Consider the following 25,968-nt stretch of genomic DNA (forward strand, 5'->3'; position numbering starts at 1 on the left):
CCTGCGCGGACTAAGAAATAAGTCAGATTAGGTATTAGTTATTGGTTATTGGTTAGTGACAACAGCGAACTAATAACTAATAACTAATAACTAATAACTAATAACTAATGACTAATTCAAAATTACCTTGCCATCTTCCTGAATTTCCAGCGATTTTGTATCAGCGCCCAACTCAGTTGTCGCGCCGAAACTGACTTGCAACATTCCCGGCATCGCGGTTGCATGGGGGCGAACCAGCAGCAATCCCCCGTCTGGGCGCTGGTAAGTGAGGGTGATTGGCACTTTGATGGTTTTGAGCAAAATTTCCGATTGTTCGCCCAGAGTGCGCGGAGGGGTCACGCCTACGATTTGATAATTGATGACAGCATTGGTGGTATTCACCAGTTTAATTACTATCATGCCTTCGGCAGGCGTAACTCGCGCACTCGGCATCGGGAAGCGGGGAGGCGCGTCTGTGGGTATAGAGGGCATCCCGCTGGGGCCCGGACTCGCAGCGGGAGTCGGTTGGCTGACGGGTTCTTCAGTGGCTGCGGGAGTGGCTGCGGGTTGGGAAACGGGTTTTCCTTTTTGGGGCGGGGGGCCGCCGGCCTGGGAAAGTGTTGCGAGACTAACGAGTAAACCCCCGCAGGTGGCTGCTAGCAAGCAGATTTTTTTGAACGGTAGATTGTGGCGAAACATAAATAACTCCTCACGAGTTCGATCGAGGTTTTCTAACAAAGTTCATGTTAATCTATGCTGGAATTGAATTTTAATAGCTGGGTTTGGGCGCGAGGTAGGAAGAATCAGGCTTGAGGGATAGATTTTGTGATTAACCTTTCTAGGGCGCACAGGAAGAGAGGAAAACAGGAAAAGAGGAATTTTAGAGGCCGATTTCTGGTGATTTGTGGGCGGGGAGGGTGACGGTAACGGCGGTTCCTCGATCGACTTGGCTGTCAATGCGGATTTGGCCGCGGTGATTTTCGACAATTGCTTTAGCGATGGCTAATCCTAAACCCGAACCGGCGGCGCTGCGGTGGGTGCGGGCGGGATCGGCGCGGTAGAATCGATCGAATAAATGCGGCAGGGCTTCTGCGGCAATTCCGATGCCGGTGTCTGTTACTTTTACTTGCAGCGCTGGATGTAACATCGGCGAATTTCTTTTGTTTTTAGCTGCAAGCTGCAATTCTACTTGAATTTGACCGCCAGAGGGCGTATACTGCACGGCGTTGCTGACGATATTGGTAAACAGTCGGGCTAATTGATCCCAGTCGCCCAAGAGTGTAAAGTTGTCCTCAGCGTGGGGCACATCGACAATTTCCAAAGAAAGAGAGAGATTTTGGGTAGTGGCGATCGCCTGTTGTTCTTCAATTATCTCCATCAGCAAAGCATCGAGAGGAACATCAATCCACTGCTGCTGCACGATACCGCTGTCTTGTCTGGCTAAAAACAGCAAATCGTCAACCAAGCGCCCCAAACGGCGCGTCAGGCGTTCGATAACTTGTAGCTGTTGATGCTGCTGCGGTTCGATATCCGGTTCCGCCAAAGCTACTTGGACGTTAGTTTGAATAGTGGCGATCGGATTTCTGAGTTCGTGAGAAGCGTCAGCCGTAAACTGTTTGAGACGCCCGTAAGACTCTCGTATCGGTGCCATCGCCAATCCCGACAGCAGCCAGCCAATAGCCGCCACGCCAATTAGAGTTAAACCCGCGCCCAAAATCAAATCGAGAATTAATTGGCGGATGGGTTTTGTCACTTCAAACCAAGGATGGCTGACTCGCAAATATCCCAGAACTTGGCGGCCGATTTCCACTCGCTGCGTTACTTGTCTGAGGGAATAGTTTTGAGTTGTCCGAATGCTAATCGGTTTGGTAGAAACGCGATTTGTATTTTGTGCGATCGACTTTTCACTACCTAAATTTAGATTTTCCTGCAAACCTGCATTCAAACCGCCATCAAAATCTCTGATTTCTCCCCTCTGTACCCTCTGCGCCTCTGCGGTTAAATCCCTCTTCCCTCTATCCCTTAAATCCGTGACATCCGGTACATTGCCCGCTGCCAACCTTTCTTGTACTTGATTTGTACCTTCAAACCGCAACTTATGATTAACCCAAACAGTTTCGCCCGTGCGGTTAGCGTGAATCGGAATATTCAGCGGTTCCGATAAAGTAGACCACAGCAATTCACCCGTAGGACTGAACCATTCTAAATCGATGTGGTCGTCTTCTACTGCATCGGTGCTGTCTCGAAAACTGGCTTGAATATTAACTTGCAACTTAATTTTATCTTCAGTAGTAGGGAAAGTTAGCGGTTCGATAACGAGAGTTCGCTCTATTACTTCGACAACATGATTGAGAGTGTCGTCAATGCGATCGATCAAAGTATTGCGGACGTAGAAATAGAAACCAGTGGCGAATACAAGTAACAATACAGCAGTAACGGCTGTGTACCAAATAGCGAGGCGGCGGCGGGTAGTTTGAAACATGGGAATTTGGGAATTGGTTATTGGTTGCTTGTTATTTGTTACTTGTTATTTGTTTTATCATGTGCGGGTAATCGCCGCCGAGCGTTGTTGTTGTGTAGTGCGAGCTTCTAGCTCGCGAGCTATCGGAACGCGAGCTAGAAGCTCGCACTGTTGTCGCAATCAATTACCAATTCCCAATTACCAATTCCCAATTACCAATTCCCAATTACCATTATTAATACTTCAGACAGATGTCGAGGTAGCTGTCAGCCTGGTAATCTACTCGCTAAACTTTTTAGGTGAAAGCGTGTGAACAAATTTTTATTTCGAGCCGCGATCGGGCTATTAATGGCATTTTTTGGAGCAATCACCTATTTTACAAACGACGTACAAAATCCGGTAACTGGAGAGAGACAGCGGGTGCAGCTTTCTCCCCGCCAAGAGATAGTTTTGGGATTGCAGGCGCGAGATCAAATGGCAGCCAAATACGGGGGGCTTTATCCGAGTCAGAGTATTCAGCAGTATGTCGATCGAGTAGGAGAAAAAGTTGTCAACGGTTCGGATGCCAAAAAAGCAGGTTATCCGTTTGAATTCCACCTGCTGCGAGACCCCCAAACTGTCAATGCTTTTGCTTTGCCGGGAGGACAAGTTTTCATTACAGCAGGGCTGCTGCGGCGGCTGAATTCCGAGGCTCAGTTGGCTGCTGTACTCGGGCACGAAAGCGGTCACGTTGTAGGGCGCCACGCTGCGGAACATTTGGCAAAACAGCAGTTGGGCAGGGCTTTGGTAACGGCGGTTGGAGTGGCTACTAGCGACGATCGCGGGGGCGGTCAGCAGGCAGCATTAATTGCTCAAGCTGTCAATCAAGTTGTCGGTTTGCGGTACGGTAGATCGGACGAACTTGAGAGCGATCGGCTCGGTTTTCGGTTTATGACAGAGGCAGGTTACGATCCTAGAGGTATTGTTGAGGTGATGCAAATTCTCGGTGCAGCTAGGAAGGGCGAAGCGCCGCCGGAGTTTTTGAGTTCTCACCCGAACCCTGAAAACCGAGTTCAAAAATTGCAAGCTTTAATAGCACAAAACTACCCTAACGGCGTACCGGCTAATTTGGTGTCTGGACGCGAAGAGTTTGCGAAGAATGTGTCTGGCGGTTAGACATAATTCTACTATTCAGAGATTTCTCAAATCGCGGCTTTGTTACTTTTGGCTGACGCGATATCAAACCGCGAAGACGCGAAGGACACGAAGTAAGAAAACAGAGAGAGAATCTTAAAGCGATGTGGAAGCAATAACCATTAACTAACTATTAACCAATAATTTATAACTATAACGATCTTCTCTTCTTCTCTTCCTTCGTGTCCTTCCCGTCTTCGCGGTTCGTTTTTAATCCCAAATCAGTGCAGCCCGGTTAACCGACTGATCGAGTGAGGAAATCCGCTTGACACTGCGTGCCTATTTGATGAGAAAATAAATGAATAAAATTGACTAAAATTCAAGGACGATCGTTATCAATGGCAATTAAAGACCAGCCCCAACCACCTCGTTTTAGGCAAATTAGCAATATTTTGTTATTGCTCTCAAGTTTGTTTCTGCTGGCAAATATCTTTTTGCCGAATTTGTTCGGGCCGCAAATTCCGCAAGTGCCTTACAGCTTGTTCGTCCATCAGGTTCAAGAACAAGATGTAGTCAGAGCTTCGGTAGGTCAAAATGAAATTCGCTACCAACTAAAAGGCGAAGGCGACAAACCCGGTCAAGTGCTGTCAACTACGCCGATTTTTGACCTGGAACTGCCTAAACTTTTGGAAGCAAAAGGCGTTGAATTTGCGGCAACTCCCCCGGCTAAAAATGGCTGGATCGGCAGTGTTTTGAGCTGGGTGATTCCGCCGCTGATTTTTGTGGCGATTTTTCAATTTTTCATGAACCGGGGCGGTGGCGGGCCGCAGGGTGCACTGTCGATCGGCAAAAGCAAAGCTAAGGTCTACGTGGAAGGCGAATCGGCGAAAATTACTTTTGCTGATGTGGCTGGAGTAGAAGAGGCTAAAACTGAATTGGTCGAAGTTGTTGAGTTCCTGAAAACTCCCGACAGATTTACGGCAATCGGTGCGAGAATTCCGAAAGGCGTGCTGTTAGTCGGGCCGCCGGGAACTGGCAAAACGCTGTTAGCAAAAGCAGTGGCTGGTGAAGCTGGCGTACCGTTTTTTAGCATTTCGGGTTCGGAGTTTGTGGAACTGTTTGTAGGTGTTGGTTCTGCGAGGGTAAGAGATTTATTCGAGCAGGCTAAGAAACAGGCTCCTTGTATTATTTTCATTGATGAATTGGACGCGATCGGCAAATCTCGCAGCACTAACGCTGCATTCGGTGGGAATGACGAACGCGAACAAACTCTCAATCAACTATTAACTGAAATGGATGGTTTTGCGGCGGGCAATACTACGGTAATTGTGCTGGCTGCAACTAACCGCCCGGAAAGTTTGGATGCTGCTTTGTTGCGCCCCGGCCGTTTCGATCGCCAAGTTTTAGTCGATCGCCCCGACTTATCCGGCCGCGAAGCAATTTTGAACATTCACTCTCAAAAAGTGAAGTTGGGCCCAGATATTGACTTGAAGGCGATCGCCACTCGCACCCCCGGTTTTTCGGGCGCAGATTTGGCAAATTTGGTCAATGAAGCTGCCTTGTTGGCGGCCCGCAACCGCCGCCTCGCTGTGGCACAGGAAGACTTTTTAGAGGCGTTTGAGCGCGTTGTCGCTGGCTTGGAAAAGAAAAGCCGGGTGCTCAACGAAAAAGAGAAAAAGATTGTGGCTTACCACGAAGTCGGGCACGCGATGGTGGGTGCTGCGATGACCGGCGGCGGCGAAGTGGCCAAAATATCGATCGTCCCGCGCGGTATGGCTGCATTGGGTTACACGTTGCAAGTACCGACAGAAGACCGTTTCTTGTTGGATGAGTCGGAACTGCGCGGTCAAATTGCAACTTTGCTGGGCGGGCGATCGGCTGAGGAAGTGGTGTTTGGTAGCATTACTACTGGCGCTTCCAACGACTTGCAAAGGGCGACTGATTTAGCTGAACGGATGGTGACAACTTACGGGATGAGTAAGGTTTTGGGGCCTCTTGCTTACGATCGGAGTCAACAATCGTTCCTCGGCGATGGTATGGGAAATGCGCGTCGTGCGGTGAGTGCCCAAACTGCTGAGGCGATCGACCAAGAAGTGAAGGAAATTGTCGAAACTGCACACCAGCAAGCTTTGGATATTCTGAAAGCAAATCGAGAATTGTTGGAAACAATTACGCAGAAACTGTTGGAAACTGAAGTGGTGGAAGGGGAGCAACTGCACAAATTCCTCGCTCAAGTGCTGCCTTTAGAGAAGGCTGCGGCTTGAGTTTAAAACCGTTTAATTAAACCGCAAATGAACGCAGATGATTGCAATATCATCTGCGTTTTTTTGTATTTCTTAGCTCGTAAATTTTCAAGCAGAAGGCTTCGGAGCTGGTGCCCCCCGCAGCATTCCTTCTGTACTGAGGTCTTCATCGATTTCTTCCCAGTGAATGCCATAGCCTCCTCCGCATACTTCCCATTTTGCCCTTTGCTCGGGCGTTGCATTAAACAATCTGGGATACCAAATTAAAGGCACAGTAATGGTTCGTCCATCCATCAAATCAACACTAATTGTTTCTTCTGTAAAATGAATCTCCTTAACTCTCTCGTCCGCTCGAATCGCCAAAATACCCATACCAAGCCTCCAAAAGCGTTTGTTGATTTTCTTGTACTACCGACTGTATTTTCCGAAGTTCTTTAGCACTAAAACCAAGGTTGTTTGCTAAACTGACTGGCTCCAACCAAAATTTAACTGATGATTTGTCTCTGTCAATGTGAACATGAGGTGGTTCATTCGGTTCATGGCTGTAAAAGTAAAGTCGGTAAGGGCCTACTCGTAAAATAGTTGGCATAATTTCAGGTTATACAACATTTCAATGCGAATATCTGTAAGTTTTGTATTCTATGGTAGCACAGGGCGATTTTATATTTTGGTTACAACCCTTTGATATACTGCCTCAATACAGGTGGGAGAGTGTAAAGACTTTCCTGTTTTTCTATCAAGCAGCGCCGTGATAAAGATTGGAGCGCGTTGAGTAAATCTGATGATGATATTTGTCCTTTTTCTAGCAATTTTGCTAGGTTGACTGGCTGGTTTTCGCTAGCCAACAAAGACATAACTTGTTTTTCTAGTTCGGAAGTGCGATCGTACTGCTGCTGTAAAACATCTTTCAAATCTTCCGGCAACAATATGGTATCATCTAGTAATAATTCTGTCGCGCTGATTCCCAACTCTTCAATCAGATTCGCCACGCTTTTTAACCATAGGGGGTTGCCTTGGTAGCGGTGAATGAGTGCTTCACTGTTGTCGCTTTCTTCTAACCCATAATCTCTGAGTATTTCCCGTCCGGCTGCGATGTCTAAACCCTTGAGTTGTAAGGTACGAATAAGAGTATTTGGGCTTTTAAATTGAGTCACTTCTCTGGGTTGTTCCCAACCGATTAGCAGAAAGCAACTTTGATGGGATAATTTTTCTATCTGTTTGAATAGGGAGCGATATTCTTCGTACTCGGGTTTATATTTTCCTGCCAATTCGCCGCTACAGAAAAGGTTGTGAACGTCATCCAAGACTATTAAACAGCGATGGTTTTGCAAATATTTAATCAGCGGTAAGCGTTTCTGGTTTCTTGCCGGTGAATTTAGGTTTTCTGACTGGGAAAAAAGCTGTATTAAGTTAGCTTCAAATTCAGGGAGAGTGGGAGAGGTGTCGAGATTACGCCAAACGACGTACTCAAACTCGTCTTTAATTTGTTGTACGAGTTGCACTGCTAACGATGTTTTGCCGATTCCGCTGATGCCTGTCAGGGCTATGAGGCGACTGCGTTGTTGTAAAATCCATGTGGTGAGGGTGTCTAGTTGGGCGGTGCGATCGTAGAAATCACCCAACTCTGGCATTTCGCTTAAATCTTGATGTAGAGTTGTGGTTTGTTTTGAGTTAGATGTTTCCTGATTTGGTGGGTGTGAGTTTGGGATATTTGGCGGGTGTCTAGCTTCCCCACAGGTGTTGAAATTACCGATGGCTAAAACGCCTTGTGCAAAATTTGAAGAATTAGATACTTGGAACCTCTTAATTGCAGATCGAAAATTATTTTTATTAACATCTTCTCCCAACTCTTCTGAAAGTATCTGCCATAATTGCGAACCAACTTGCCTAACATAACTCTCGTTACAGTGAATCTCCTCGGCAATTTTGGTATATTTCTCACCTTGCATGGTTCCTCGCAGAATTGCCTCTTGTAAGTTATCGAGGTGCTCACCCGTCTTGGCAAACACCATCTCGTCAGCCATTTTTAACACTTCCTTAAGATTCATGCAGTATGGTGGGTGTTGTGATTTTCCGTATTATACCTAACTTTTTCCAACATTTTCTGGCATTTTTTAACATTTTTTACATAAGGCGAGTTGGAGTATCATACAAAACTGCTAACAAAATCGAGCATTTTGGGCTAGACAAAGATCCAATTTATTAAGTATGATGGAAGTGATATTGAAACGTAAATTTAGTAATTAAACGCCTAGCGTTTTATATCCCTCAATAGTGTATCAGATCGTAGTTGCTGTATGATTAAAAGTTATGCTGCTCATTCTTCAGTAGAGCAAGTTCATCACCGTTATCTATTGAAGCTTAGTCTTTGAACAAAAACATTTTTTTCTAAGCTTAATTTTTTGAATTTTTAATTGATTATTTATAAATTATGAAAATTGCGGATAAACTGACAGGGATTCATAGCATTGCCTTAGCAAGTAATAAGGTTATTACCATTACCAAACGAACAATACATTTTTCCCAAAATGTTTGTCTATCTCATAATATTGAAAGTTTTAGTGAAGGAGAAGTTGATATCGCAACAATTCCTTTTTGGATTATAGTAATTTTATTTATGGTTGGTGCGATTATTAGTAGTTACAACGTTACATTAGGTCTGCTATTGACTTTATCTGCATTTTTTGGGTTCTTATGGAATTTCATGAAGCCAAAACATTATGGATTATTACTAACTTTTAGTTCTGGAAATAAGATTCTATTTACTACAATTGACAGGCGTGGCATAAAGAACGTTATTTCAGTGATATATGAATTTTTTGAAACAGAAACAGAAAAAAAATTAATGATTCAGATAAGTATTACTAATAGCCATGTTAGTGTCAATAATATATACGATAGTTACGTTGGGGGCAATGTTTTTGGGGATGTAATAGAATCGGTACAAAGAGATGACAAATAGCCCGAACAATCCTGGTAGTAATACTAGCAATCTTGGTCGCGACCCCTTTCTACTTCAAGCCGATGAAAAAGTATTTGAACTTCTTAATCCTCCTAATACAAATCTTTCAAAACTTGATAAAGTATCTGGAATGATAGCGTATGCTCAATACTCGATTCATAAACATCAATTTGTGAAAGACTACCAACAGTCACAGGGGACAATGCCCACAGAAGATGCCTTAAAATCGGCAATTATGTCTTACAAAAATGAAAATAGTGCTGCTCTATTGTCATTAAAAATGCAATCAAATATATTACTAAATGAGTATGCTGAGGAATACTTGGAAAAGGAAATACGCCAAGAAATTTTAGAGCCCATCGAACAAATTATTCAAAAACGTACAAGCTTTTGGTCTGCGATAGGGACTAATTTATTTGCATCAGTAATATATTCATTTGTTATTGCACTAATTGTGTTTACAACTACGGCTGCTGTACCAAACACAAAATTTTCCAGAATCTTAAAAATCTTGATGGAGGAGAGTCCTAACCCAACTTATCCAGCAAATCCTAAAGAAAAAAAGTAGTGCGATGATTGTGCGAGTTGCGATGCTTGAGTAAAAAAGAGCGATCGCCCTTAGCACCAAATACGAAACACTGCGATCGTTGTACCAGTTGCGATCGCCCTTCACGCACAAAAGGCGATCGCCCTTATCTAATTCACAGCCAACAAACCCGACATATTCAGCACTTTTTCTGACCAAATCCTTCCCTGTTCTCCAACTCTCATTCGTTGTTCCGCATCCTCCCAAATTCCTGCCCAAGAATATTGCCAGCAAGCTAACTGAATCTGCAACTCAACTAACTCAGCAGCTATTTCTATTTCTGCATCTTGAGCCGTCCATTCAATAAGCAGCTTACTTTCTTGCAGCAGACTTTCAATTATTGCGCCATTAGCTACATTTTGACAGCGAGACTTAATTCGTGCCAAATTAGATGCTAAATTTCCCAAACGAATAGGTAGTTCGTCTCGCAAATAGCGTTCCTTTAAAGTATTCCAATCTCTCATAATCCTCCTAATAACTGTTGAACTATCTGAGCAACTTGTTGTCAAAGCTGTTCACCTTTACCAGTATCTTGAGCGATCGTATAGGTGCTATTGAATGGGGAAGGCTCTCGCGCTTTATATCAATTCCTAAAAACTTGCACTTTTTCCTCTATCTCCAATCCCCCTTCGCCTAAAGTATCAGTCGAAGAATGACGATCGATAAACTCACTTAACAGCGCAAAAAACTGATCGAGTGCTTTGCTTTCATCCTCAGAATAAAACAGAATGACGTTAGCCCAAGATTGGCTAGTCTGCACATTGAATCTTTTTCGTATCCACTCAGGAAACTGCATAAAATCGCTATCTTGTTTAGTTGGCTGTTCTCCCAACTCATATTTAGCAACGCTGTAACCAGATAAAAAAGCCTGAAGACAAATAATTGAATGTCGTCCCAAGTACATTGAAGGAGCTTTCTTAATTTTCTCAATCAGTGTATATAAATCGTGCATTTTTTACCTCAATATTTTTCAAATAACTGCAAATTTTGCCGCTCAAAATTCCTCTTCTATAACCTTAAAACTTCCCATGTCCAGTTCCAGAGTAGGAGATGTTAAATTTTGCAGCCATTCCTGCCGAGTCACACCACTACAATCTATATTATCAAAAACAATTTCCTGTTCGTCAATGGTAATTGATATCCCTTGATGGTAGCCATTAGTAGCAATTTGCTGCTGTCGTCGTAAATCATAAATCACTGACCAAGGTAGGTCTTGCCTTTCTAAATCCAGTTTAATCTGCTTACCATGTAGATTTCTGACCGTCAAGAACTCTTTGATAGCCTGACTGCATTCAACACATTGAAAAACCCCATAAAGGCTGGCTATTTTAGCGATATCCTCTCGAATTTCATCTAAACTACTCTGCTCTAAACTCAAAGTGGAAAGTTTACCTCCTATCTTTAGGTACAAGTGTATCTCAAAATCGCGGGCATTTGGAGAAGCAATATGCCATCACATCCAATATGCGAGATCAGTTTCATTTTTTCCCAGTCAGACTCCAGAAACTTCGAGGAATTTTAGTTTACCTCAAAGCTGTTCGCCTTTACCAGTATCTGGACGATTAGTATAGGTGCTCTTGAATGGCGAAGGATGTCGCCCCTCAAATATTTAGGCTGTTTTACTGGCCTTCTTCCTGTTTCTTTCTCGCCGTTCTGCTACTGTTTGCTTGGTAAACTCTATTTCCTCAAAATCTACCTGCATCACAGCAGTTTTAAACTCCAAACCCAAAGCACAACTAATATTAATTAGTTCCGTCAAATTCGCACTTTGATAATTTTTTTGCTCGTATTCCTTGATGCGTTCTGGGTCAATATCCAAAATTTTTGCTAGTTCTTCCTCACTCATTTTGGCAGCCATCCGAGCTTTAATTAAAGCCTCTGACAGTTTATTGAAATTCTCAACTACAATTTCGATCGGCTTGCTTTTGTCCCACGCCATCAATCTTTCATATTCTGCTATTTCTTCATGTAATTGATCCAAATGGCACTGGATCGAACCTCTACCTGCATCCCATTTGAGAAAATCCTTTCTTTTTGCTTCTTCATCTCGCTCCATTGCTGCTAAAGTTTTGTTAAATTTCTCAACCCATTCTTTGCTAACTTCATACTCTAGTTCATCTTTAATCATGGTTCCCACCTCATTAAATCTATTGCTATAATTCCTTTCTTCCTTTGTGTTCTATCTTTTTGAAAAAAATCAAAGGAATTGTCCCCGTAATTGCCTACAGGTTCGTCGGAGGGAAAAATCTCTCCTCTATACTTAGCTTTTTGGGCATTTCGATCGTAATGATTGAACAATCTAGGAGCATTAATTCTCAAATACTCCCTATCTACAGTTTCGCGATCGTAACAAGCATCAAAATCATTAGGGGTTTGTTTGCTGGTAACAAAACTACCATCAATATAGATAGTTCTAGCACCCGCTGCTTTTAACTGGCTCATTGCCAGTTTCAAGCCCCGTATCATGTTCTCTCTTTTAACAGTCGTGCCAAATCTCTCCTCAAACTCCTCCCATTCGCAAAAATGAACTCCCGGTGGTAGATTGCCGTTTTCATCGAATTCTGGAATCACTTACTCACACCCGCGACGTAAATTAATTGTGCGAGTCGATCGTACCACAGCTATCATTATAAACAAACAGAAACCCGGCTGCTACAAACAACCTGGTTTTTCAATATTCTTGCTGCATTTTCAACCGACTAAATTCCGGGCACGTAGGCCATAACAGGAGAACCTTGCTGCTGCTGCGCGATTTCCAAAAGACGCTGAATTCGCTCTTCGGTAGAGGGGTGAGTGCGGAAAAGTGACTGCAAACCTTTAGTCGAAAAAGGATTCACAATTAGCAGCGGCGACATCGCAGGATTGCCGTGCATGGGAATTTCATGACCGATTTTCTCCAATTTTTGCAGCGCGTTTGCTAAGCCGATCGGGTTATTGGTAATTTCCACCGCACCGCTGTCTGCTGCAAATTCCCGCGTCCGAGAAATCGCCAATTGAATTACGGTTGCTGATAGCGGTGCTAAAATGATTAAAAACAGCAAACCAAACGGATTCGGGCCTTGTCTGCTATCCCGCGTCACCGGGCCGTAAAGCGCTCCAAAAGTCAGAATTCGCCCGACAAATGTAATCGCGCCGGCAATTGTTCCTGCAACTGCTTGAGTCAAGGTGTCGCGGTTGCGGATGTGCGTAAGTTCGTGCGCTAAAACGCCTTCCAATTCTTCGCGGGAAAGCAGCTTCATGATGCCTTCAGTAACTGCTATTGTCGCGTGTTCCGGGTCTCTTCCTGTGGCGAATGCGTTCGGAGATTGAGTGGGAACTACAAAGATTTTAGGTACCGGAATTTGGGCTTTTTCACTCAGCGATGCTACCATATCGTAGATTTCTGGTGCTTCGCTGCGGGCGATCGGCTGAGCGCGGTAAGCCATCAAAGCTGCGGTGTCGGAATAGTACCAAGAGCTAAAACTTGAGAAGGCGGCTAGCGCTAAACCGATGTAAAGTCCTTGTTCGTTGCCAATTAAATAATAACTTCCTAAAACGAGAAGGCCGCTTAGGAGTCCTAAGAGAGCGGCTGTTCTGAGTTGATTTGTTCCTAGCATGGCGGGTTGAGGGCGATCGCTATTTTGATATTTTTGAGCTTGTGATTAGATTTTCATATTTGCGGGCGATCGCGCCTCTATCTGCCGAAATAACTGCTGCCGCCAATAGTAGTATTATTTCCCCTACTCGTGGTTATGGTAGTTTAGCCTGTCAGATCGTTATGTCTGATGATTTCGATCTACCGCTGGAAGATTTAAAGGAATATATGTAACATGGAATCCCTTTGAGATATTCATGCTTTTCTGTTGCAGCAACTATCTTATGATTGGTATGGCGATCGAGTTCGGCTGATAAAAGACTAATGGCAAGACTCTATTATCGAGGCATGGCAGAAGCAAACGGTAAACCCAAAATGGGACGCAGTGCTAGGCTACTGGGAGTCAGACCGATTATTGACATTGATGTTGAGCAAGTACCCAAAGAATGGTTGGATGAACAAGGTTATTTACGATCGCAAACAGAGCGCAAGTCTTCAGAGGAGTCTGTCACTGTAGTTATTAGAAACACAAAAGGAATGTCCGTATCCCTCTCCATCGAAGGCTTACCACCATTCCGCAAACCCCCAAAATTTGGCGGAACAGGAAAAGATCCTCTTTGGCAGATTGACGACAGCAAGATCGTTGGAGATATTGAAGCTGTACAAGATAGTCCAACTCATGTCAGTATTTTGCCAAGCGCTACAATGCTTTTAGAGAAATATGAAGCAGCGCTGGCCCAGACACAGAGCGAATGGGAGAAAGTTTGATAGTTTAATTTAGTCAACGGGAGAAGAGCAATGGCATGGGTATTTAGCTTATCGGCTGAATGTGGGACACAGAAATCTGAAGCAGAGCAATTTGCTCAATATTTCAATGAAATTTCTTGGGTTCTGTCAAACGATAGACATTCCCAATGTCGGGCAGAAACTTTTAAGGATATAGAAGAAAATTGGTGGTGTAGAGTTTGTCCAAGTGGCATCAGTGAGATTGGGATTGACACTCCAGAAAGTGCTTATTTAATGACAGAAATAGGTATTTTTCTGTATCAGAGTTTGCGGTTTGCTCCACCGTTTCGGTATGCTTTAGTTGGTGTGGAAGTAGATGAGTTTAGAACCTACAGCGAATTGATTGAAGAGCCTGCGTTAGTTTTTCCAGGTTTGGTTTTAGCTGAAGCTGTTTGGCAAGCAACTGGATCGTCTTCGGTTTTTCGAGCGTTCAGTCTTGGATATGTTTGGAAGCCCTATGAAGGTGAAACTTATAGACCACTAATCGCATCGCCTGACCTAAAGAACAAGCTTGATGAATTGCTGAGTGTGGGGTAAATCTCTTCAATCACCCAGAGGATATTTTTGTTCCAGCAATTTAGATACCCGACTTGTTTAAGAAGTCGGGTATCTGGCTATTCGGTTGAATTCTCCAACCCTAAACCGCTTGCACTTGCTTTTCCTCAACAGCAACAGGTTCTTGATATACAGTTTGAGACTCATTAGCCAAAAAGTCAGCCAATTGAGCTTCAATTTCATCCCGCACAATTTGGCGGTATTCCAGAAAATGCTCGTTGTGAGCGCACACAGTCAAATAATGATCCCAAACCGCAGGATTGCGCTTGAAAATGCTGAACAAATGATGCCAAAACTTCCACCGAGTTTTGCGCTTGACTCCTTGCCGCCAAACCACAGTTAACAGTGCTCGCAAATCGATCAAACTAGGAACTCTAGCAGGTATGTTTGCTGTCGGTGCACCTAACATTAAGAAATGGCGATAAGTGCGGTCTAAATATTTCTCGGCATCGTACACTTCGCAAAATGCCTCGACATATTCGCGGGCAATATCTTCGAGAGGCCTCGTCGGAATAAAGTTCATCAAAGTAGTCTGGTTGAGGTTGCCAGATTTGTCGCGCAACCGCCCTTCTTTTGCTAGTCTGTGGGACAATGCAGTGTGCGGCAAAGCTTGCAGCATTCCAAAGGTTGTGCTCGGAATGGCTGCTGCTTCGGCAAACTTGACAATCCGCTGACCGGCACCGGGTTTTTCGCCGTCAAATCCGATGATAAATCCTGCCATTACTCGCAAACCGGATTTGGCAATTAACTCTACGGATTCGATCAGGGAATTGCGAGTATTTTGGAATTTTTTCGTCATTTGCAGGCTTTCTTCATCGGGAGTTTCAATCCCTAGAAACACTGCATTGAAATTGCACAATACCATCATATCCATCAATTCTTGGTCTTCGGCTAAATCGATGGATGCTTCTGTATTGAAAGTAAACGGGAATTTGTGTTCTTCTTGCCAGACTTTTAAGTCTTTTAGCAACAGTTTGACATTGCGTTTGTTGCCGATAAAGTTGTCGTCTACCATGAACACGCCGCGCCGCCAGCCTAAGTTGTAGAGACAGTCTAGTTCTGCGATCAATTGTTGGGGGTTTTTGGTGCGGGGTTTGCGCCCGTAGAGGACGATGATGTCGCAGAATTCGCACTGGAAAGGACAGCCTCGGGAAAATTGAATCGACATCGAATCGTAGGCGTCTAATTCCAGCAAGTCGAAGCGGGGAACGGGGGTTGTGGTAACATCTGGTTTTACGCCGTCCGATCGATACATTCCACTTTTTTCGCCCCGCAGTACCGCTTCGACGAACATCGGCAAGGTGATTTCGCCTTCGTCGAGAATCAGGTAATCTATGCCCGCTGCTTGAGGTTCTTCGGGTACGGAAGTCGGGTAGGGGCCGCCGCAAGCTACGGATTTACCGCGGCGTTTGGCTTCGCGAATTATGTCTAGCAAATCTTCTTTTTGAACGATCATTGCGGACAGAATGACGAGTTCGGCCCACTCCCATTCTGCTTCTGTGATTTGTCTGATATTGCGATCGACTAACTTAAATTCCCATTCTTGGGGTAAAATAGCTGCTACCGTTACCAAGCCCAGCGGTGGTAGCAGCACTTTGCGATCGACTAATTCTAGGATTTTCTCGTAAGACCAAAATGTTTTCGGAAACAGGGGGTAAACTAGAAGAACTCGCATTATATGTTAAACCTCACATCAGTAAACAAGTTGCGATCGGCCTGGCGTGTTTGAGAGTTCGATCGACTCTCAAGACTTAATGTTAAGGCTAAAATTACGATCTTGCACTCGATCGAATATCTGGCGAGGGGTGAGACCCCCTAAAGCCAAGAGAATGAGCGCAATTTTTAGCTGGCAGTTCCCTGTTAAAGTTGGCAAATGCTGATATCTTATCGTATTTGACCGTTAATTGACGATAATCGCATTTAAAAAGCATGGAACTAAGGCAAAAAAGAATTTCAAACACTTACATTATTCGTAAGGTGCTGATTCCTTCTTCCTTCTTCCTTCTTCCTTCTTCCCTCTTCCCTCTTCCTCCTTCCTTCTTCCTTCCTCCTTCTCGCCTAATTTGAATCTTTGCCGGGAATCCCGCTAGTTCTTAACATATCGGCCACTGTGCCGCAGTAACTCGGCATTCCTATGCTTTCGGGATTCACAAGATTTTGATAGGTAAAATGGCGGTAGCTGATGCAAAATCTATCCCAAGCAGCCACCTGAATTCGGAACAGCCAAATAAAGAAATCGGCCAGCCAAGGTGACAGAGTAATCCGAAAAAATATGTTTTTATGCAAATACTGGCAAGCTTGTTCTACCACTTCGTTAGCTGTAATCGCCGGATTTCCTAGCACAAAATGTCGCGGTTCCTCGGAAGCAGGCGGATGTTCAACTAAATAATTAACTACTTTAGCAATATCTGCGCCGTGGATGAAGTGAAAACTGCCATCTGCCTTAAACCAGCGAATCAAACCAATCCATTTTGCGACTAGCGGCAGGCCAGATGACAAGTGAGAGACGGGTTTTTCTGCGTCTCCTCCCAATACTAATGTCGGGTAAAGCGCCGTAATCGGAGGCACATTTGTCAAGGCTGACAAATGCACCATGCAGTTGTATTTTGAGCTAATATAATCTGTCCCCAGTTCCCCGGCTTCTTTCAGCAAATTGTTGTCTCGACCGAGAATGCTGGCAGTTGAAAAATAAATTACTTGTTGGCAAGTCTGTGGCGAAAGTAGTTGAATTAGCCGGAGAGTTTTGGTTACGTTAACATCAAAAACTTCTTGAGTTCCTCCCCAAGCAGTGGCAGCTACAATTGCTACATTTATTGTTTGGAGAAGTTCGGCGTGTCGATCGATATCTCGCATATCGCCTTGTAATATATGGATGCCGGGGCGGGCTTTCCAGTCAAATTTTAATTTTTCCGGGTTGCGAACTAAGAGGTAAAGTTCGTGGTTTGTTTCTTGAATCAAAGTTTCGGCCATGTAGTGACCGATACAGCCACTTGCACCCGTCACAAAAATTTTTTTGGAGTTCATTTTGCCGCAGGGGAAGAGGGTTTTTTGACTTGATGCTGAGGCTAAGATCCCCCCTCGCCCCCCTTCTTAAGGGGGGGACAAGATTATTGTCAAAGTCCCCCTTCTTAAGGGGGATTTAGGGGGATCTCTACTCGGTTATAAGCGAGATTTGTCAGGGGTTGTTACTCGTTACCAGGCTCTGACCTGGTAAGGCAGATCAGGAGGCTCTGCCTCCATTTTACGCGAGGCAGAGCCTCTGGATATGGGTTCACCAGGCAGAGCCTGGGAACCAGTTAAAACCAGTTCGCAATCAATTTCAAGCAGCAACTGCAAGCAATTTGTCCGCTTGTTTTGCGGTTTCAAAGAAGAAACGCACGTTATCTTCGGGAGTTCCCGGTAATACGCCGTGTCCCAAATTGAGGATGTGTCCGCGATGACCGGCTTTGCGAATTGTATCAAGAATTCGATCGCGAATAAACGGTTGAGAACCAAACAACACGCCCGGATCGAGATTTCCTTGAACGTTCATATTCGGGCCCAAACGTCGGCGCGCGTCGGCCATATCCACTGTCCAATCGACGCTGACGATATCCGCGCCGGATGTTGCCATGCGTTCGAGGATGCCGGCACTTCCAGTGACTAACAGAATTAGCGGGGTGTCGGGATGGGTTTTTTTGACTTGCTCGAATACCTGTTTCTGGTAAGGTAAAGCGAAGGTGTCGTAGTCTTGGGGGGAAAGTTGGCCTGCCCACGAGTCGAACATTTGCACGACTTGCGCGCCGCAGTCGATTTGATAGCGCACGTAAACGGCGATCGCATCGGCGAATTTCGACAGCAACTGATGCAGTAAAGTTGGATCGGAAAATGCCATGTTTTTGATGATCGCATAATCCTTAGAACCTTTGCCCTCAACCGCATAGGCCGCCAGCGTCCACGGCGCGCCGACAAAACCGAGCACGGTGGATTTGTTGCCGACTTCCTCGCGCAGGGATTTGAGGATGGTTTTGATAAACGGCAAGCTTTCTTCCGGGTTCAGCGGTTGCAGGTTGTCGATTTGCTGCTGAGTGCGGATGGGTGCGTGGATAATCGGGCCTTTGCCTTCGGCGATGTCCATGTCGATGCCCAAACCGGGCATGGGGGTGACAATATCGGAAAACAGAATTACGCCGTCGGGTTGAAACGCGCGCCACGGCTGAAGGGAAACTTCGATCGCCACTTCTGGAATTTCGGAACGTTCGCGAAATGAGGGATACTTTTCTCGCAAATCTCGATAAGCCTTCATGTAGCGGCCGGCTTGGCGCATCATCCATACGGGCGGGCGGTCTAGGGTTTCGCCGCGGGCTGCCCGCAACAACAAGGGAACTTCATTTAATGCCGACATTTTAACTTTTCTCTACCTTAGATATTTCAATGCCTTTGGTAGCTTACCACTGTGCGATCGTCCTTTTCGACAAAATCGTTGTGTGTACAAATGTGTATTTTTTGACACTCCCCAACCTAAAGGTGTGGGGATTCTTGCTTCATCCGTCCTCTCTAGGATTATTGCTAATCCCCTGTTTGGATACGTCCACAAGCGCACACGGACTGCCCGACCGCATTTGAAATGATTTACTTAATTGTTTGTTCCTCTTTCCTACACTATGTCGCACGTAGCTGAGCATTGTAGACGGGGAGAACCCTATATTGGCTATCTAGGCGTTTTATCGCGTTGCCATTTCTCTCTTAACATAGTATTCCAGAATGTGTCAAGAGAAAGCCGTCATAAAATGACGGGGCTTGTACCCAAAATTTTGGTCATTGCCAAAGAAAGTGAGGCGATGTCCAGAGTTCGACTGTATAAATCTTGTGTATACGCAAAGAAACCGGGTTTCTTCGTAGAAACCCGGTTTCCGAGCCCGCGCTACAGCTTGACCTACTTACCTCGTCACGCAGACTCCGCCTACCACTACCCGACATTGATCGCGGCCCTCATCGAACCTCCTATTATCATCCACCCTCGCCGAATCTAAATCTCTAGTCCGCGAATTGTAGTAATAATCTCCCGCCGGAAAGTTTCTAGTCGGGACAGCGCAGTAAGTCGAGTCTTGATTATTATCATCAAACCTCACTCTCACCATAGAACGTCTCTCGCTACAGTTGATCGATCGCAAGCCAAAATCATCTTGCAGAAGCTGTGCTCTGTCATATCGGCCGTCATTTCGGCCGTTATCTCGCCCGCTGTACCAATCGTCCCGCGAATTGCTCGATCGTCTGTCGCCCCCATCAATTCCCGCAACTTCCAGCGTGTAGTTACCGCCCCTGGCAGCATCTTTTGCTAATACTAAAAGCTTGTAATCACCGCTACGGGGAATTTGATAATTAAAAGAACGGTCTTGCGTAAAAGCGACTTGTTTGTTGTTACCGTAAAACAGCACCATTACGGGAGTAAAACCGCGACTTCTATCTGTATCTAAAAACACTTCAATGTTGTCGCCTTCCCGAGCGCTAAATGTGTATTCTTCGCCGCGCAATTCTTCCGTCGGAGAACCCGGAACCCACATATTCCGGAAACGGTAAATCGGGGAAGTGCGGCGAATTACTCCATTTATGCGATCGTTATTCCGTATCTGTTCGCCAACTGCACTAGACGAAATGCCAGTGAGTGCCAATCCTGCAACTAGCACAGCGGCAGCAATACTGTTTAACAAGTTGTGTGCTTTCATATCAACCTCTCGAAACTTTTAAAATCTTTTTGCCTTATTGGCGCCGACATTTGGATACACAATCCATTTTAAATCTAATTTCTGCCAACCGTGTCAATCTCACCCAACCCGGCTATTTAGCTGGTGCAAAATCTCAAGCTAAAGTTACAGACGTTGATCCCTAATCTAAAGTTGCGATTTATCGGCGCAAATCAGCAATCCCGATTCAGCGTCGAGACAAGCCCTAATTCCCATAGGTAAAGCAGCGTTAACCCCCTCGTGGCCGAAGGGCAAATCCGAGACAATGGGAATATTCAAGTCCCCCAGCCGATCGCGCAAAACCTCTTCAATGCTAAAACTGGGAATACTCGGGTCAATCTCGCAGCGGCTGAAGCGCCCCAAAGCAATGCCCCGCACCCCAGCCAAAGCCCCCGCCATCCGCCACAAAGTCAGCATCCGATCGACCCTGTAAGGAGCCTCAGAAACATCCTCAAATGCGAGAATAACCCCCGTCAAATCCGGTTGATACGGGGTTCCGAGCAAGTGAGAAGCCACCGTCAGATTCGCCGGAAACAGCCGTCCCGTGGCTTTTCCGCTGCCCCATCCTTTACCTTGCAAAGATTGTAAGGGACGACCTTCGATGCAGTCAAAAAGTCGATCGACAGACCAATCCGGTTCAGCAGCCAAAGTTGTCAGCATCGGCCCGTGAACGCCCCAAACACCCAATTTGTCGTGATTCCACAGCAAAGCAGTAATGTCGGAAAAGCCGATCAGCCATTTCGGCGAATGGGAATCGGGAGTTGGGAATTGGGAATTTGCCCAATCTCCCACTTTTCCTTTTTCCAAAAGTCGAGTGCTGCCGAAACCGCCACGAGCACACAGAATACCGCGACAATCCGGGTCATTGAGGGCATCTGCTAGCTGTCGGACGCGGTTTTCGTCGGAACCTGCCAAATAGCCCCAGCGATCGTCAAAACCCGGTGTTAATTCAACTCGATAGCCGCGAGATTTCCAAATTTCTATACTGCGTTGAAAGTTAGTTAATTCTCGCAGAGTGCCGCTAGGTGCGATCGCCCGCAGCAAATCTCCCGGTTGCAGAAATTTTATATTAGTCATTTGTTATTTTATATTAGTCATATCGTTTCCGGTTGCATGGGAATAATATATTTGGATGATAGCAGTGGGAGCGTCTCGCTCGCGATCTGTAGCCGCGAGCGAGACGACGTGAGTGAGCGCGCTCATAATTCCGATGCTACCGGATTTGATATTATTTGTTATTTTTTATTTGCTATTTGTTAGATCGTGTTTGGTGAATCGATCGTAATTCCGTATGGGCGGGTTTTATATCAAATCCGGTTACGTCGGAATCATACAGTAGTAGTGCGAGCGTCTCGCTCGCGATCCATGCCGCGAGCGAGACGCTCGCACTGACCATCCAAATATATAATTCCGATCCAACCGGAAACGATATTACAGACAATTTCTGACTGAAACAGACAATCTCGCAAACCCGCCCCCACCCACCCATAAATACAAACCTACATTTTCGGATTCGATGCAAATTTCAGGTGGATGTGGGTTATCGGTTGTGGCGGGGCGGGTTTATCTAGATTGTTGGTAATCGTTAGATATTGTCTGTGAAACCGCCCCTACGGGATGAATGTTACAGCATATTCCAGGTTCATGAAGTACACTTTTCAGCTATATTGTGTGGTGTTAATCAGTAGGGTGCGTCGCTGCTTCATATTTGATAAAACTTGCAGATTTACGGATGGCGACGCACCTTACACGGGCGAGCGCTCTTCTTGTGTGTACCGCACATACATGGAATATGCTGTAATTATTGATTTAGGAGTGGACTCTTGAGATTGTTTGTTAATGATTGCTAAGGCAAAGTCAGAATTTCCACCCCAGAATCTGTCACAGCTAACGTGTGTTCAAATTGAGCCGAAAGCTTTCCATCTAGAGTAACAGCAGTCCAACCGTCGCCCAAAATTTCCACTTCCCAAGTACCCTCATTAATCATCGGCTCGATCGTAAAAACCATGCCTTGTCTGAGCTTCTTTCCGGTGCCCCGCTTACCGTAGTGCAGAATTTCCGGTTCAGTGTGAAAGACTCGGTGAACCCCGTGTCCGGCAAAATTTCGCACTACGGAAAAACCCTGTGCTTCAGCATATTCTTGAATCGCTGCACCGATGTCGCCGGTACGAGCACCCGGTTTAACTTCCGCAATTCCTCTTCTCAAACATTCTTCGGTTACTTCAACTAACCTTTTAGCTACAGGTGAAGGTTTGCCCACAAAAAAAGTCTTGGAAGTATCGCCGTGATAACCATCTACTAAAGGCGTTACATCAATATTAATAATGTCGCCTTCTCTGAGAATTTGTTTCGCATTGGGGATGCCGTGACAGACTACTTCATTCACACTAGCGCACAGAGATTTTGGAAATCCTTTATAACCTAGCGGAGCGCTTTTTGCTCCGCGTGCCAAAGTCCAGCGTTCGGCTTCGTCGTTAATTTCCAGAGTGCTGACACCAGGTTTTACCATCGGTTCTAGGTGTAGGAGAAGTTCGGCAGCTAAACGGCCGGCTTGGCGCATTTTTTCGATTTCTCTACTGGATAAAAGCACTAAACGTTCGGTTGCCATAGTTTTTTCTGTTTTCTTTTTTTGGGTTCGATTAAGAGTTTATTTAACTCAATTTTAGAATAGATTTGAATTGGTGTTCAATAAACTTGTAAGGTGCGTCAGTCAGCGGATATTTCTAAAAATTTGCCAGTATTATTACTGACGCACCCTACTACCAGTGATAGATTTGAACCAGCGATCGAAACGATCGCCCAAAGCTCCCAAAGAGTATTCTACCTCTGCTTGTCGCCGGCAAGCGCTGCGGTCAATTTGGTCTAAGCGGGCGATCGCACCTACCAAGCCATTTACGCTGTCAGGCTCCACTAAAAAGCCCGTCAGTCCGTCTCGAACAATTTCTGCCGGCCCCCCGCGCTCGTAAGCAATCACAGGCACACCGCACGCTAAAGCCTCGATCGCGACATTTCCAAAAGCTTCCACCCAGCGCGGCGTCATCAACAATGCTCGGCACTGCCGGACTTGCTCTTGCATTTGGGTTGTTGTCAGAAACCCTAAATATTCTACCGGAGCATCCGGGTAATCTGCACAAATTTTTTCCCAATAATCCTCATCTTGCATTTTGCCCATAATTTTGAGGGGAATGCCTGTAATTTTCGCTGCCGCTACTGCATCTTCTAAGCCTTTCTCCGGGGCGATGCGGCCCAGCCAAGCTAATTTGGGTTCCGGTTGGCTGCCAAATTCGTACAGCGATAAATCGATGCCGCTTCCCAACAACTGACATTTGTCGGCAAAGGCAAAGGTTTCGGCTTGGGAAAGGGTGTAAACTCCGATCGTACCGGGAAACTCTACTGCTATTTGTTCGGCAATGCGATCGAGCGATCGCGAAAGCGATCCCATACTGATAAAATGGGCGATCGGAGTCCTAAAAAATGGCGTCAAATAAAACGGCAGCCAATCGTAGGCAAAGTTAACAATAACATCCCATTCATCCTGAACTTTGCGAGCATATTCCCACATATTCGCCAGCACAGCATCGGCGGGCATCACAATAGCAGCATTGTAATCTTGTGTTTGGGCGGTTACTTGCAAATCCCCCGTTATTTCGATTACTGGAATTGATTCTAAGACTGAACCTACTGGTGCTACCACTGCTATTTTATGACCTCGGCGGTGCAATTCTTTAGCAATGTTGAGGACTGTAAGTTCGACTCCGCCGCCCAACCCCGAACCGAGTTGACCGACAGAAGTTGACAGGAACAATATTTTCAAAGAGTCAGCAGTCATTAGTTATTAGTCATTAGTTATTAGTTCTTAGTCATTAGTCATTAGTCATTAGTCATTAGTCATTAATTGTAAGACAATCTAAATTCTCAATTCTCCCCTCTCAAATTTCCAATTTCCAATTACTTGAAAATAGCTAGATATAGCGGTTCTTAAGAAAGTGAGGTATGCCCTATGCCCTATGCCCTATGCCCTATGCCCTATGCCCTATGCCCTATGCCCTATCCCCTATAGTACCTCATGTTACTGAGAAAGGCTATATATCAATCCCTCCCAGAACGCGGACGGATGCGGTTCAACTGATTGATTGCCCAGCGAGCTGTTTCCTGAACTTCTGCATCGGGATCGTCCGTCGCACGGTGCAACAAGTGACTGATTTGATTCACCAATTCGTAAATTCGCGTCAAATCGCGAATCGCATTTTTACGCACTTCGGGGTTTTCATTTTGCAGCGAAATTGACCAGGCATTATTCATTGGTTTGAGCGTGCGAATGCCAATTTCCGAGAGACTTGCCAAAATTAAACTGTACTGCTTCGAGTCGGAATTTGGCAGCAAATCGAGCAACGGCTCAACTGCTCTGGAATCTCCCTGCTGGCCGAGTTCCCAAATTGCTTTGCGCCTTTTTACCGGATTTAAGTGCTGCAAATCTTCAATCAGTGCTTCAATAATATCAACTTTAGGTCTGCCATCCGTTTCGGAAAGGGTAATATCTTTCTTCCGACTCGCTAGCGAATCGGCTCGATTAGTTGTTTCGGGAATGTTGAAACCTGTGTCGCTGTAGCCGTTGCTGTTAGTTTCCGAGGGCGCGGTGTCGGAATTAATTCGATCGCCCTCGACTGCTGCATCCTCGGATTCTGGTTCCCCCGATTCCAGGATCGACGGTAAAGGTCGATCGCTGCTGTCGTGACTGTAGCCCTTTCCGAAATTCCAAGGGTAGGGCAATGCTGGCAGTCCTTTTTTTCCCCCAGAAGCAACTTCTTGCTGTCCAATTTCGTGCAAGTTTGTCTGAGAATTGGGATTAGTGAATTGAGGGTTTATTTGGTAGTGCCGATCGGCTCTTCCCCGTCTTCGCTTAGAATGATTTGACTCGCCGCTGCTAACTAATTTGAGCATCATAAATACTGCCGCTGCCGTGACGACAACTGCTACCAAACCCAAGATTAAAAACCCCCGCTGGTGAGACAAAATGACGATTATATTAGAGATTGATTTCGGTATTTTGGAATTGGATTTTGGCGTTTTGGACGGCTGAGATTTGCTTTTATCGGGCGCTGGAGAGGGTTTTTGAGGATTGGAGTCCGGGCGATCGTCCGGGAGAGAGTTCGCCTGAGCAATTTTTTGGGAAACAGCCCGGTAGGACGCATTGAGGGTCTGTTGCCTTCCGTCCGCACTTGGAGTGAAGGCAGCGCCCAGACAGGCAATGCAGATAAATAAACATACAGTGGAGCGGTAGTGCGCCATAAGACTCAATTGGGGTTTTGAGAGGCAACGCCGCATGACGAGCTTTAGTGTAACCTTGAGTTAGCTCGATCCTAGCTGCTATGCGCTCAACTAATTCACAAATAACACCAGACTCGCAAAAAATCCTGGTTTGAGAGGTCAGCGAGCCGGATCTGATTAACATAATTGTGTCAACGACGTGCAACTCCTTTAACTAATTAGTTTAAAACGAGCTAGATCGGCGGCTGCGAGTAAAGCCGCGGCATACAGAAAGTTGATTGCTGCTCGCCTCAGCAAGCAAAGCTTCAACTACGTGCAGTGCAGGCGCTGCGCCGCGAGCGAAACAGCTTGGCGGGGCCTCCGGGCCGCAGGCGGGCGATTGTTGCTCGCTGTCATTTCTCACCGATAGCGTGGCATGAACAAGAGTTTAACAAGCTTCCGAGTCGGCGACTCGATCATTTTCATTTTTGTCTTAATCTCACCGGAAGACTGTCAATAAGATTAATTTCAGCGCTCCTGATTTTCCCTAGCGCTAAGAAAGAGAGCGCTGATTTGACCGATGTTAATTTGAATGGGGCAATTATGCCGGATAGAAGTGTTTGGGCGATCGACTAAGATAACCGTTAGGAAATATTGTATTCAGCAAGCAAGCGCCAAAAATCATACTCTTTTGTAGAACAGGGGGCGGGTTTAGTTAGGAGCTATAGTGAGAGCTAGT

At 45.5% G+C, this 25,968-nt stretch carries 27 protein-coding genes; 7 read left to right on the forward strand and 20 right to left on the reverse strand.

From position 1 onward, the window contains the following. Positions 1-111 precede the first annotated feature (111 nt). On the reverse strand, positions 112-678 hold the full coding sequence (locus tag QUA56_RS12870) for a hypothetical protein (protein ID WP_333357993.1): 567 nt from the start codon (positions 676-678) through the stop codon (positions 112-114). 181 nt (positions 679-859) lie between these two features. After that, a complete protein-coding gene (locus QUA56_RS12875; RefSeq protein ID WP_333357996.1) occupies positions 860-2,461 on the reverse strand; it encodes a HAMP domain-containing sensor histidine kinase in 1,602 nt (533 codons plus the stop codon). Positions 2,462-2,749: 288 nt separating this feature from the next. On the opposite strand from QUA56_RS12875, the gene QUA56_RS12880 reads away from it, so the two are divergent. Then, positions 2,750-3,595, forward strand: a complete 846-nt coding sequence (locus QUA56_RS12880) for a M48 family metalloprotease (protein ID WP_333357999.1) — start codon at positions 2,750-2,752, stop codon at positions 3,593-3,595. Between the two features lie 356 nt (positions 3,596-3,951). Further along, positions 3,952-5,817 carry an ATP-dependent zinc metalloprotease FtsH4 gene (gene ftsH4 / locus QUA56_RS12885; RefSeq protein ID WP_333358256.1) on the forward strand — a complete coding sequence of 622 codons (1,866 nt, stop codon included), beginning with the start codon at positions 3,952-3,954 and terminating at the stop codon, positions 5,815-5,817. Positions 5,818-5,904: 87 nt separating this feature from the next. Here the strand turns inward: ftsH4 and QUA56_RS12890 are convergent, their stop codons facing one another. The 3 genes from QUA56_RS12890 to QUA56_RS12900 form a co-directional block, all read right to left on the reverse strand. Continuing rightward, entirely contained in the window at positions 5,905-6,168 is a 264-nt protein-coding gene (locus QUA56_RS12890; protein ID WP_333329517.1) for a DUF2442 domain-containing protein, read from the reverse strand. Continuing rightward, positions 6,131-6,385, reverse strand: a complete 255-nt coding sequence (locus QUA56_RS12895) for a DUF4160 domain-containing protein (protein ID WP_293145823.1) — start codon at positions 6,383-6,385, stop codon at positions 6,131-6,133. Before QUA56_RS12895 ends, QUA56_RS12890 begins: the two co-directional genes overlap by 38 nt. Before the next feature lie 82 nt (positions 6,386-6,467). After that, positions 6,468-7,844 carry an NB-ARC domain-containing protein gene (locus QUA56_RS12900; protein ID WP_333358003.1) on the reverse strand — a complete coding sequence of 459 codons (1,377 nt, stop codon included), beginning with the start codon at positions 7,842-7,844 and terminating at the stop codon, positions 6,468-6,470. Positions 7,845-8,227: 383 nt separating this feature from the next. On the opposite strand from QUA56_RS12900, the gene QUA56_RS12905 reads away from it, so the two are divergent. Next, positions 8,228-8,758: a hypothetical protein gene (locus tag QUA56_RS12905; protein WP_333358005.1), complete on the forward strand. Its 531-nt coding sequence runs from the start codon at positions 8,228-8,230 to the stop codon at positions 8,756-8,758. Then, complete coding sequence (locus QUA56_RS12910) at positions 8,748-9,326, forward strand: hypothetical protein (protein ID WP_333358008.1); 579 nt, start codon at positions 8,748-8,750, stop codon at positions 9,324-9,326. The genes QUA56_RS12905 and QUA56_RS12910 overlap by 11 nt, the downstream gene beginning before the upstream one ends. Positions 9,327-9,454: 128 nt before the next feature. Here QUA56_RS12910 and QUA56_RS12915 read toward each other — a convergent pair whose 3' ends face one another. From QUA56_RS12915 to QUA56_RS12940, 6 genes are all read right to left on the reverse strand, one after another. Beyond that, complete coding sequence (locus tag QUA56_RS12915) at positions 9,455-9,808, reverse strand: hypothetical protein (RefSeq protein ID WP_333358011.1); 354 nt, start codon at positions 9,806-9,808, stop codon at positions 9,455-9,457. A 119-nt stretch (positions 9,809-9,927) separates the two neighbouring features. Next, a complete protein-coding gene (locus tag QUA56_RS12920; RefSeq protein WP_333358014.1) occupies positions 9,928-10,296 on the reverse strand; it encodes a hypothetical protein in 369 nt (122 codons plus the stop codon). 42 nt (positions 10,297-10,338) lie between these two features. Next, positions 10,339-10,722 carry a papain fold toxin domain-containing protein gene (locus tag QUA56_RS12925; RefSeq protein WP_333358017.1) on the reverse strand — a complete coding sequence of 128 codons (384 nt, stop codon included), beginning with the start codon at positions 10,720-10,722 and terminating at the stop codon, positions 10,339-10,341. Between the two features lie 231 nt (positions 10,723-10,953). Beyond that, positions 10,954-11,472: a helix-turn-helix transcriptional regulator gene (locus tag QUA56_RS12930; protein ID WP_333358020.1), complete on the reverse strand. Its 519-nt coding sequence runs from the start codon at positions 11,470-11,472 to the stop codon at positions 10,954-10,956. Further along, entirely contained in the window at positions 11,469-11,915 is a 447-nt protein-coding gene (locus QUA56_RS12935; RefSeq protein WP_333358023.1) for a DUF6932 family protein, read from the reverse strand. Before QUA56_RS12935 ends, QUA56_RS12930 begins: the two co-directional genes overlap by 4 nt. Positions 11,916-12,043: 128 nt before the next feature. Beyond that, the gene (locus QUA56_RS12940) at positions 12,044-12,940 is read right to left on the reverse strand and encodes a M48 family metalloprotease (RefSeq protein WP_333358025.1); all 897 of its coding nucleotides are present in this window, start codon (positions 12,938-12,940) and stop codon (positions 12,044-12,046) included. On the opposite strand from QUA56_RS12940, the gene QUA56_RS12945 reads away from it, so the two are divergent. The 3 genes from QUA56_RS12945 (at position 12,928) to QUA56_RS12955 (ending at position 14,241) form a co-directional block, all read left to right on the forward strand. Next, positions 12,928-13,152 (forward strand): hypothetical protein, encoded by a 225-nt coding sequence (locus QUA56_RS12945; protein ID WP_333358027.1) that lies wholly within the window; start codon positions 12,928-12,930, stop codon positions 13,150-13,152. The two genes, QUA56_RS12940 and QUA56_RS12945, sit on opposite strands and share 13 nt — an antisense overlap. A 90-nt stretch (positions 13,153-13,242) precedes the next feature. Then, entirely contained in the window at positions 13,243-13,686 is a 444-nt protein-coding gene (locus QUA56_RS12950; protein WP_333358030.1) for a Tse2 family ADP-ribosyltransferase toxin, read from the forward strand. A gap of 30 nt (positions 13,687-13,716) precedes the next feature. Further along, the gene (locus tag QUA56_RS12955) at positions 13,717-14,241 is read left to right on the forward strand and encodes a hypothetical protein (RefSeq protein WP_333358033.1); all 525 of its coding nucleotides are present in this window, start codon (positions 13,717-13,719) and stop codon (positions 14,239-14,241) included. A 100-nt stretch (positions 14,242-14,341) separates the two neighbouring features. Here the strand turns inward: QUA56_RS12955 and QUA56_RS12960 are convergent, their stop codons facing one another. The 9 genes from QUA56_RS12960 to QUA56_RS13000 all read right to left on the reverse strand — a co-directional run bounded on the left by QUA56_RS12960 (position 14,342) and on the right by QUA56_RS13000 (position 25,653). Then, the gene (locus QUA56_RS12960; RefSeq protein WP_333358036.1) at positions 14,342-15,934 is read right to left on the reverse strand and encodes a DUF4070 domain-containing protein; all 1,593 of its coding nucleotides are present in this window, start codon (positions 15,932-15,934) and stop codon (positions 14,342-14,344) included. Between the two features lie 383 nt (positions 15,935-16,317). Continuing rightward, positions 16,318-17,283, reverse strand: coding sequence for an NAD(P)-dependent oxidoreductase (locus tag QUA56_RS12965; protein ID WP_333358039.1), 966 nt, complete (start codon positions 17,281-17,283; stop codon positions 16,318-16,320). A gap of 295 nt (positions 17,284-17,578) precedes the next feature. Continuing rightward, positions 17,579-18,643, reverse strand: a complete 1,065-nt coding sequence (gene hemE, locus QUA56_RS12970) for a uroporphyrinogen decarboxylase (protein WP_172190091.1) — start codon at positions 18,641-18,643, stop codon at positions 17,579-17,581. A 535-nt stretch (positions 18,644-19,178) separates the two neighbouring features. Then, the gene (locus QUA56_RS12975; protein WP_333358042.1) at positions 19,179-19,964 is read right to left on the reverse strand and encodes a hypothetical protein; all 786 of its coding nucleotides are present in this window, start codon (positions 19,962-19,964) and stop codon (positions 19,179-19,181) included. Positions 19,965-20,129: 165 nt separating this feature from the next. Then, the gene (locus QUA56_RS12980; protein WP_333358045.1) at positions 20,130-21,059 is read right to left on the reverse strand and encodes an LD-carboxypeptidase; all 930 of its coding nucleotides are present in this window, start codon (positions 21,057-21,059) and stop codon (positions 20,130-20,132) included. A 769-nt stretch (positions 21,060-21,828) separates the two neighbouring features. Continuing rightward, positions 21,829-22,590, reverse strand: coding sequence for a type I methionyl aminopeptidase (map, locus tag QUA56_RS12985; RefSeq protein WP_333358047.1), 762 nt, complete (start codon positions 22,588-22,590; stop codon positions 21,829-21,831). A 135-nt stretch (positions 22,591-22,725) separates the two neighbouring features. Further along, positions 22,726-23,811, reverse strand: a complete 1,086-nt coding sequence (locus QUA56_RS12990) for a glycosyltransferase family 4 protein (protein WP_333358050.1) — start codon at positions 23,809-23,811, stop codon at positions 22,726-22,728. 260 nt (positions 23,812-24,071) lie between these two features. After that, a complete protein-coding gene (locus tag QUA56_RS12995) occupies positions 24,072-25,271 on the reverse strand; it encodes a HEAT repeat domain-containing protein (protein WP_333358053.1) in 1,200 nt (399 codons plus the stop codon). Positions 25,272-25,473: 202 nt separating this feature from the next. After that, on the reverse strand, positions 25,474-25,653 hold the full coding sequence (locus QUA56_RS13000) for a hypothetical protein (RefSeq protein ID WP_333358056.1): 180 nt from the start codon (positions 25,651-25,653) through the stop codon (positions 25,474-25,476). Positions 25,654-25,968 lie beyond the last annotated feature (315 nt).

Origin of the sequence: Microcoleus sp. N3A4 (assembly GCF_036701805.1) — a bacterium.
Classification (GTDB): Bacteria; Cyanobacteriota; Cyanobacteriia; order Cyanobacteriales; family Microcoleaceae; genus Microcoleus.

What these genes read in the sequence shown, in the direction of transcription:
- QUA56_RS12870 (WP_333357993.1), bottom strand. Translation starts at nt 678, where the DNA reads ATGTTTCGCCACAATCTACCGTTCAAAAAAATCTGCTTGCTAGCAGCC.
- QUA56_RS12875 (WP_333357996.1), bottom strand. Translation starts at nt 2,461, where the DNA reads ATGTTTCAAACTACCCGCCGCCGCCTCGCTATTTGGTACACAGCCGTT.
- ftsH4 (WP_333358256.1), top strand. Translation starts at nt 3,952, where the DNA reads ATGGCAATTAAAGACCAGCCCCAACCACCTCGTTTTAGGCAAATTAGC.
- QUA56_RS12890 (WP_333329517.1), bottom strand. Translation starts at nt 6,168, where the DNA reads ATGGGTATTTTGGCGATTCGAGCGGACGAGAGAGTTAAGGAGATTCAT.
- QUA56_RS12895 (WP_293145823.1), bottom strand. Translation starts at nt 6,385, where the DNA reads ATGCCAACTATTTTACGAGTAGGCCCTTACCGACTTTACTTTTACAGC.
- QUA56_RS12900 (WP_333358003.1), bottom strand. Translation starts at nt 7,844, where the DNA reads ATGAATCTTAAGGAAGTGTTAAAAATGGCTGACGAGATGGTGTTTGCC.
- QUA56_RS12905 (WP_333358005.1), top strand. Translation starts at nt 8,228, where the DNA reads ATGAAAATTGCGGATAAACTGACAGGGATTCATAGCATTGCCTTAGCA.
- QUA56_RS12910 (WP_333358008.1), top strand. Translation starts at nt 8,748, where the DNA reads ATGACAAATAGCCCGAACAATCCTGGTAGTAATACTAGCAATCTTGGT.
- QUA56_RS12915 (WP_333358011.1), bottom strand. Translation starts at nt 9,808, where the DNA reads ATGAGAGATTGGAATACTTTAAAGGAACGCTATTTGCGAGACGAACTA.
- QUA56_RS12920 (WP_333358014.1), bottom strand. Translation starts at nt 10,296, where the DNA reads ATGCACGATTTATATACACTGATTGAGAAAATTAAGAAAGCTCCTTCA.
- QUA56_RS12930 (WP_333358020.1), bottom strand. Translation starts at nt 11,472, where the DNA reads ATGATTAAAGATGAACTAGAGTATGAAGTTAGCAAAGAATGGGTTGAG.
- QUA56_RS12940 (WP_333358025.1), bottom strand. Translation starts at nt 12,940, where the DNA reads ATGCTAGGAACAAATCAACTCAGAACAGCCGCTCTCTTAGGACTCCTA.
- QUA56_RS12950 (WP_333358030.1), top strand. Translation starts at nt 13,243, where the DNA reads ATGGCAAGACTCTATTATCGAGGCATGGCAGAAGCAAACGGTAAACCC.
- QUA56_RS12955 (WP_333358033.1), top strand. Translation starts at nt 13,717, where the DNA reads ATGGCATGGGTATTTAGCTTATCGGCTGAATGTGGGACACAGAAATCT.
- QUA56_RS12960 (WP_333358036.1), bottom strand. Translation starts at nt 15,934, where the DNA reads ATGCGAGTTCTTCTAGTTTACCCCCTGTTTCCGAAAACATTTTGGTCT.
- QUA56_RS12965 (WP_333358039.1), bottom strand. Translation starts at nt 17,283, where the DNA reads ATGAACTCCAAAAAAATTTTTGTGACGGGTGCAAGTGGCTGTATCGGT.
- hemE (WP_172190091.1), bottom strand. Translation starts at nt 18,643, where the DNA reads ATGTCGGCATTAAATGAAGTTCCCTTGTTGTTGCGGGCAGCCCGCGGC.
- QUA56_RS12975 (WP_333358042.1), bottom strand. Translation starts at nt 19,964, where the DNA reads ATGAAAGCACACAACTTGTTAAACAGTATTGCTGCCGCTGTGCTAGTT.
- QUA56_RS12980 (WP_333358045.1), bottom strand. Translation starts at nt 21,059, where the DNA reads ATGACTAATATAAAATTTCTGCAACCGGGAGATTTGCTGCGGGCGATC.
- map (WP_333358047.1), bottom strand. Translation starts at nt 22,590, where the DNA reads ATGGCAACCGAACGTTTAGTGCTTTTATCCAGTAGAGAAATCGAAAAA.
- QUA56_RS12990 (WP_333358050.1), bottom strand. Translation starts at nt 23,811, where the DNA reads ATGACTGCTGACTCTTTGAAAATATTGTTCCTGTCAACTTCTGTCGGT.
- QUA56_RS12995 (WP_333358053.1), bottom strand. Translation starts at nt 25,271, where the DNA reads ATGGCGCACTACCGCTCCACTGTATGTTTATTTATCTGCATTGCCTGT.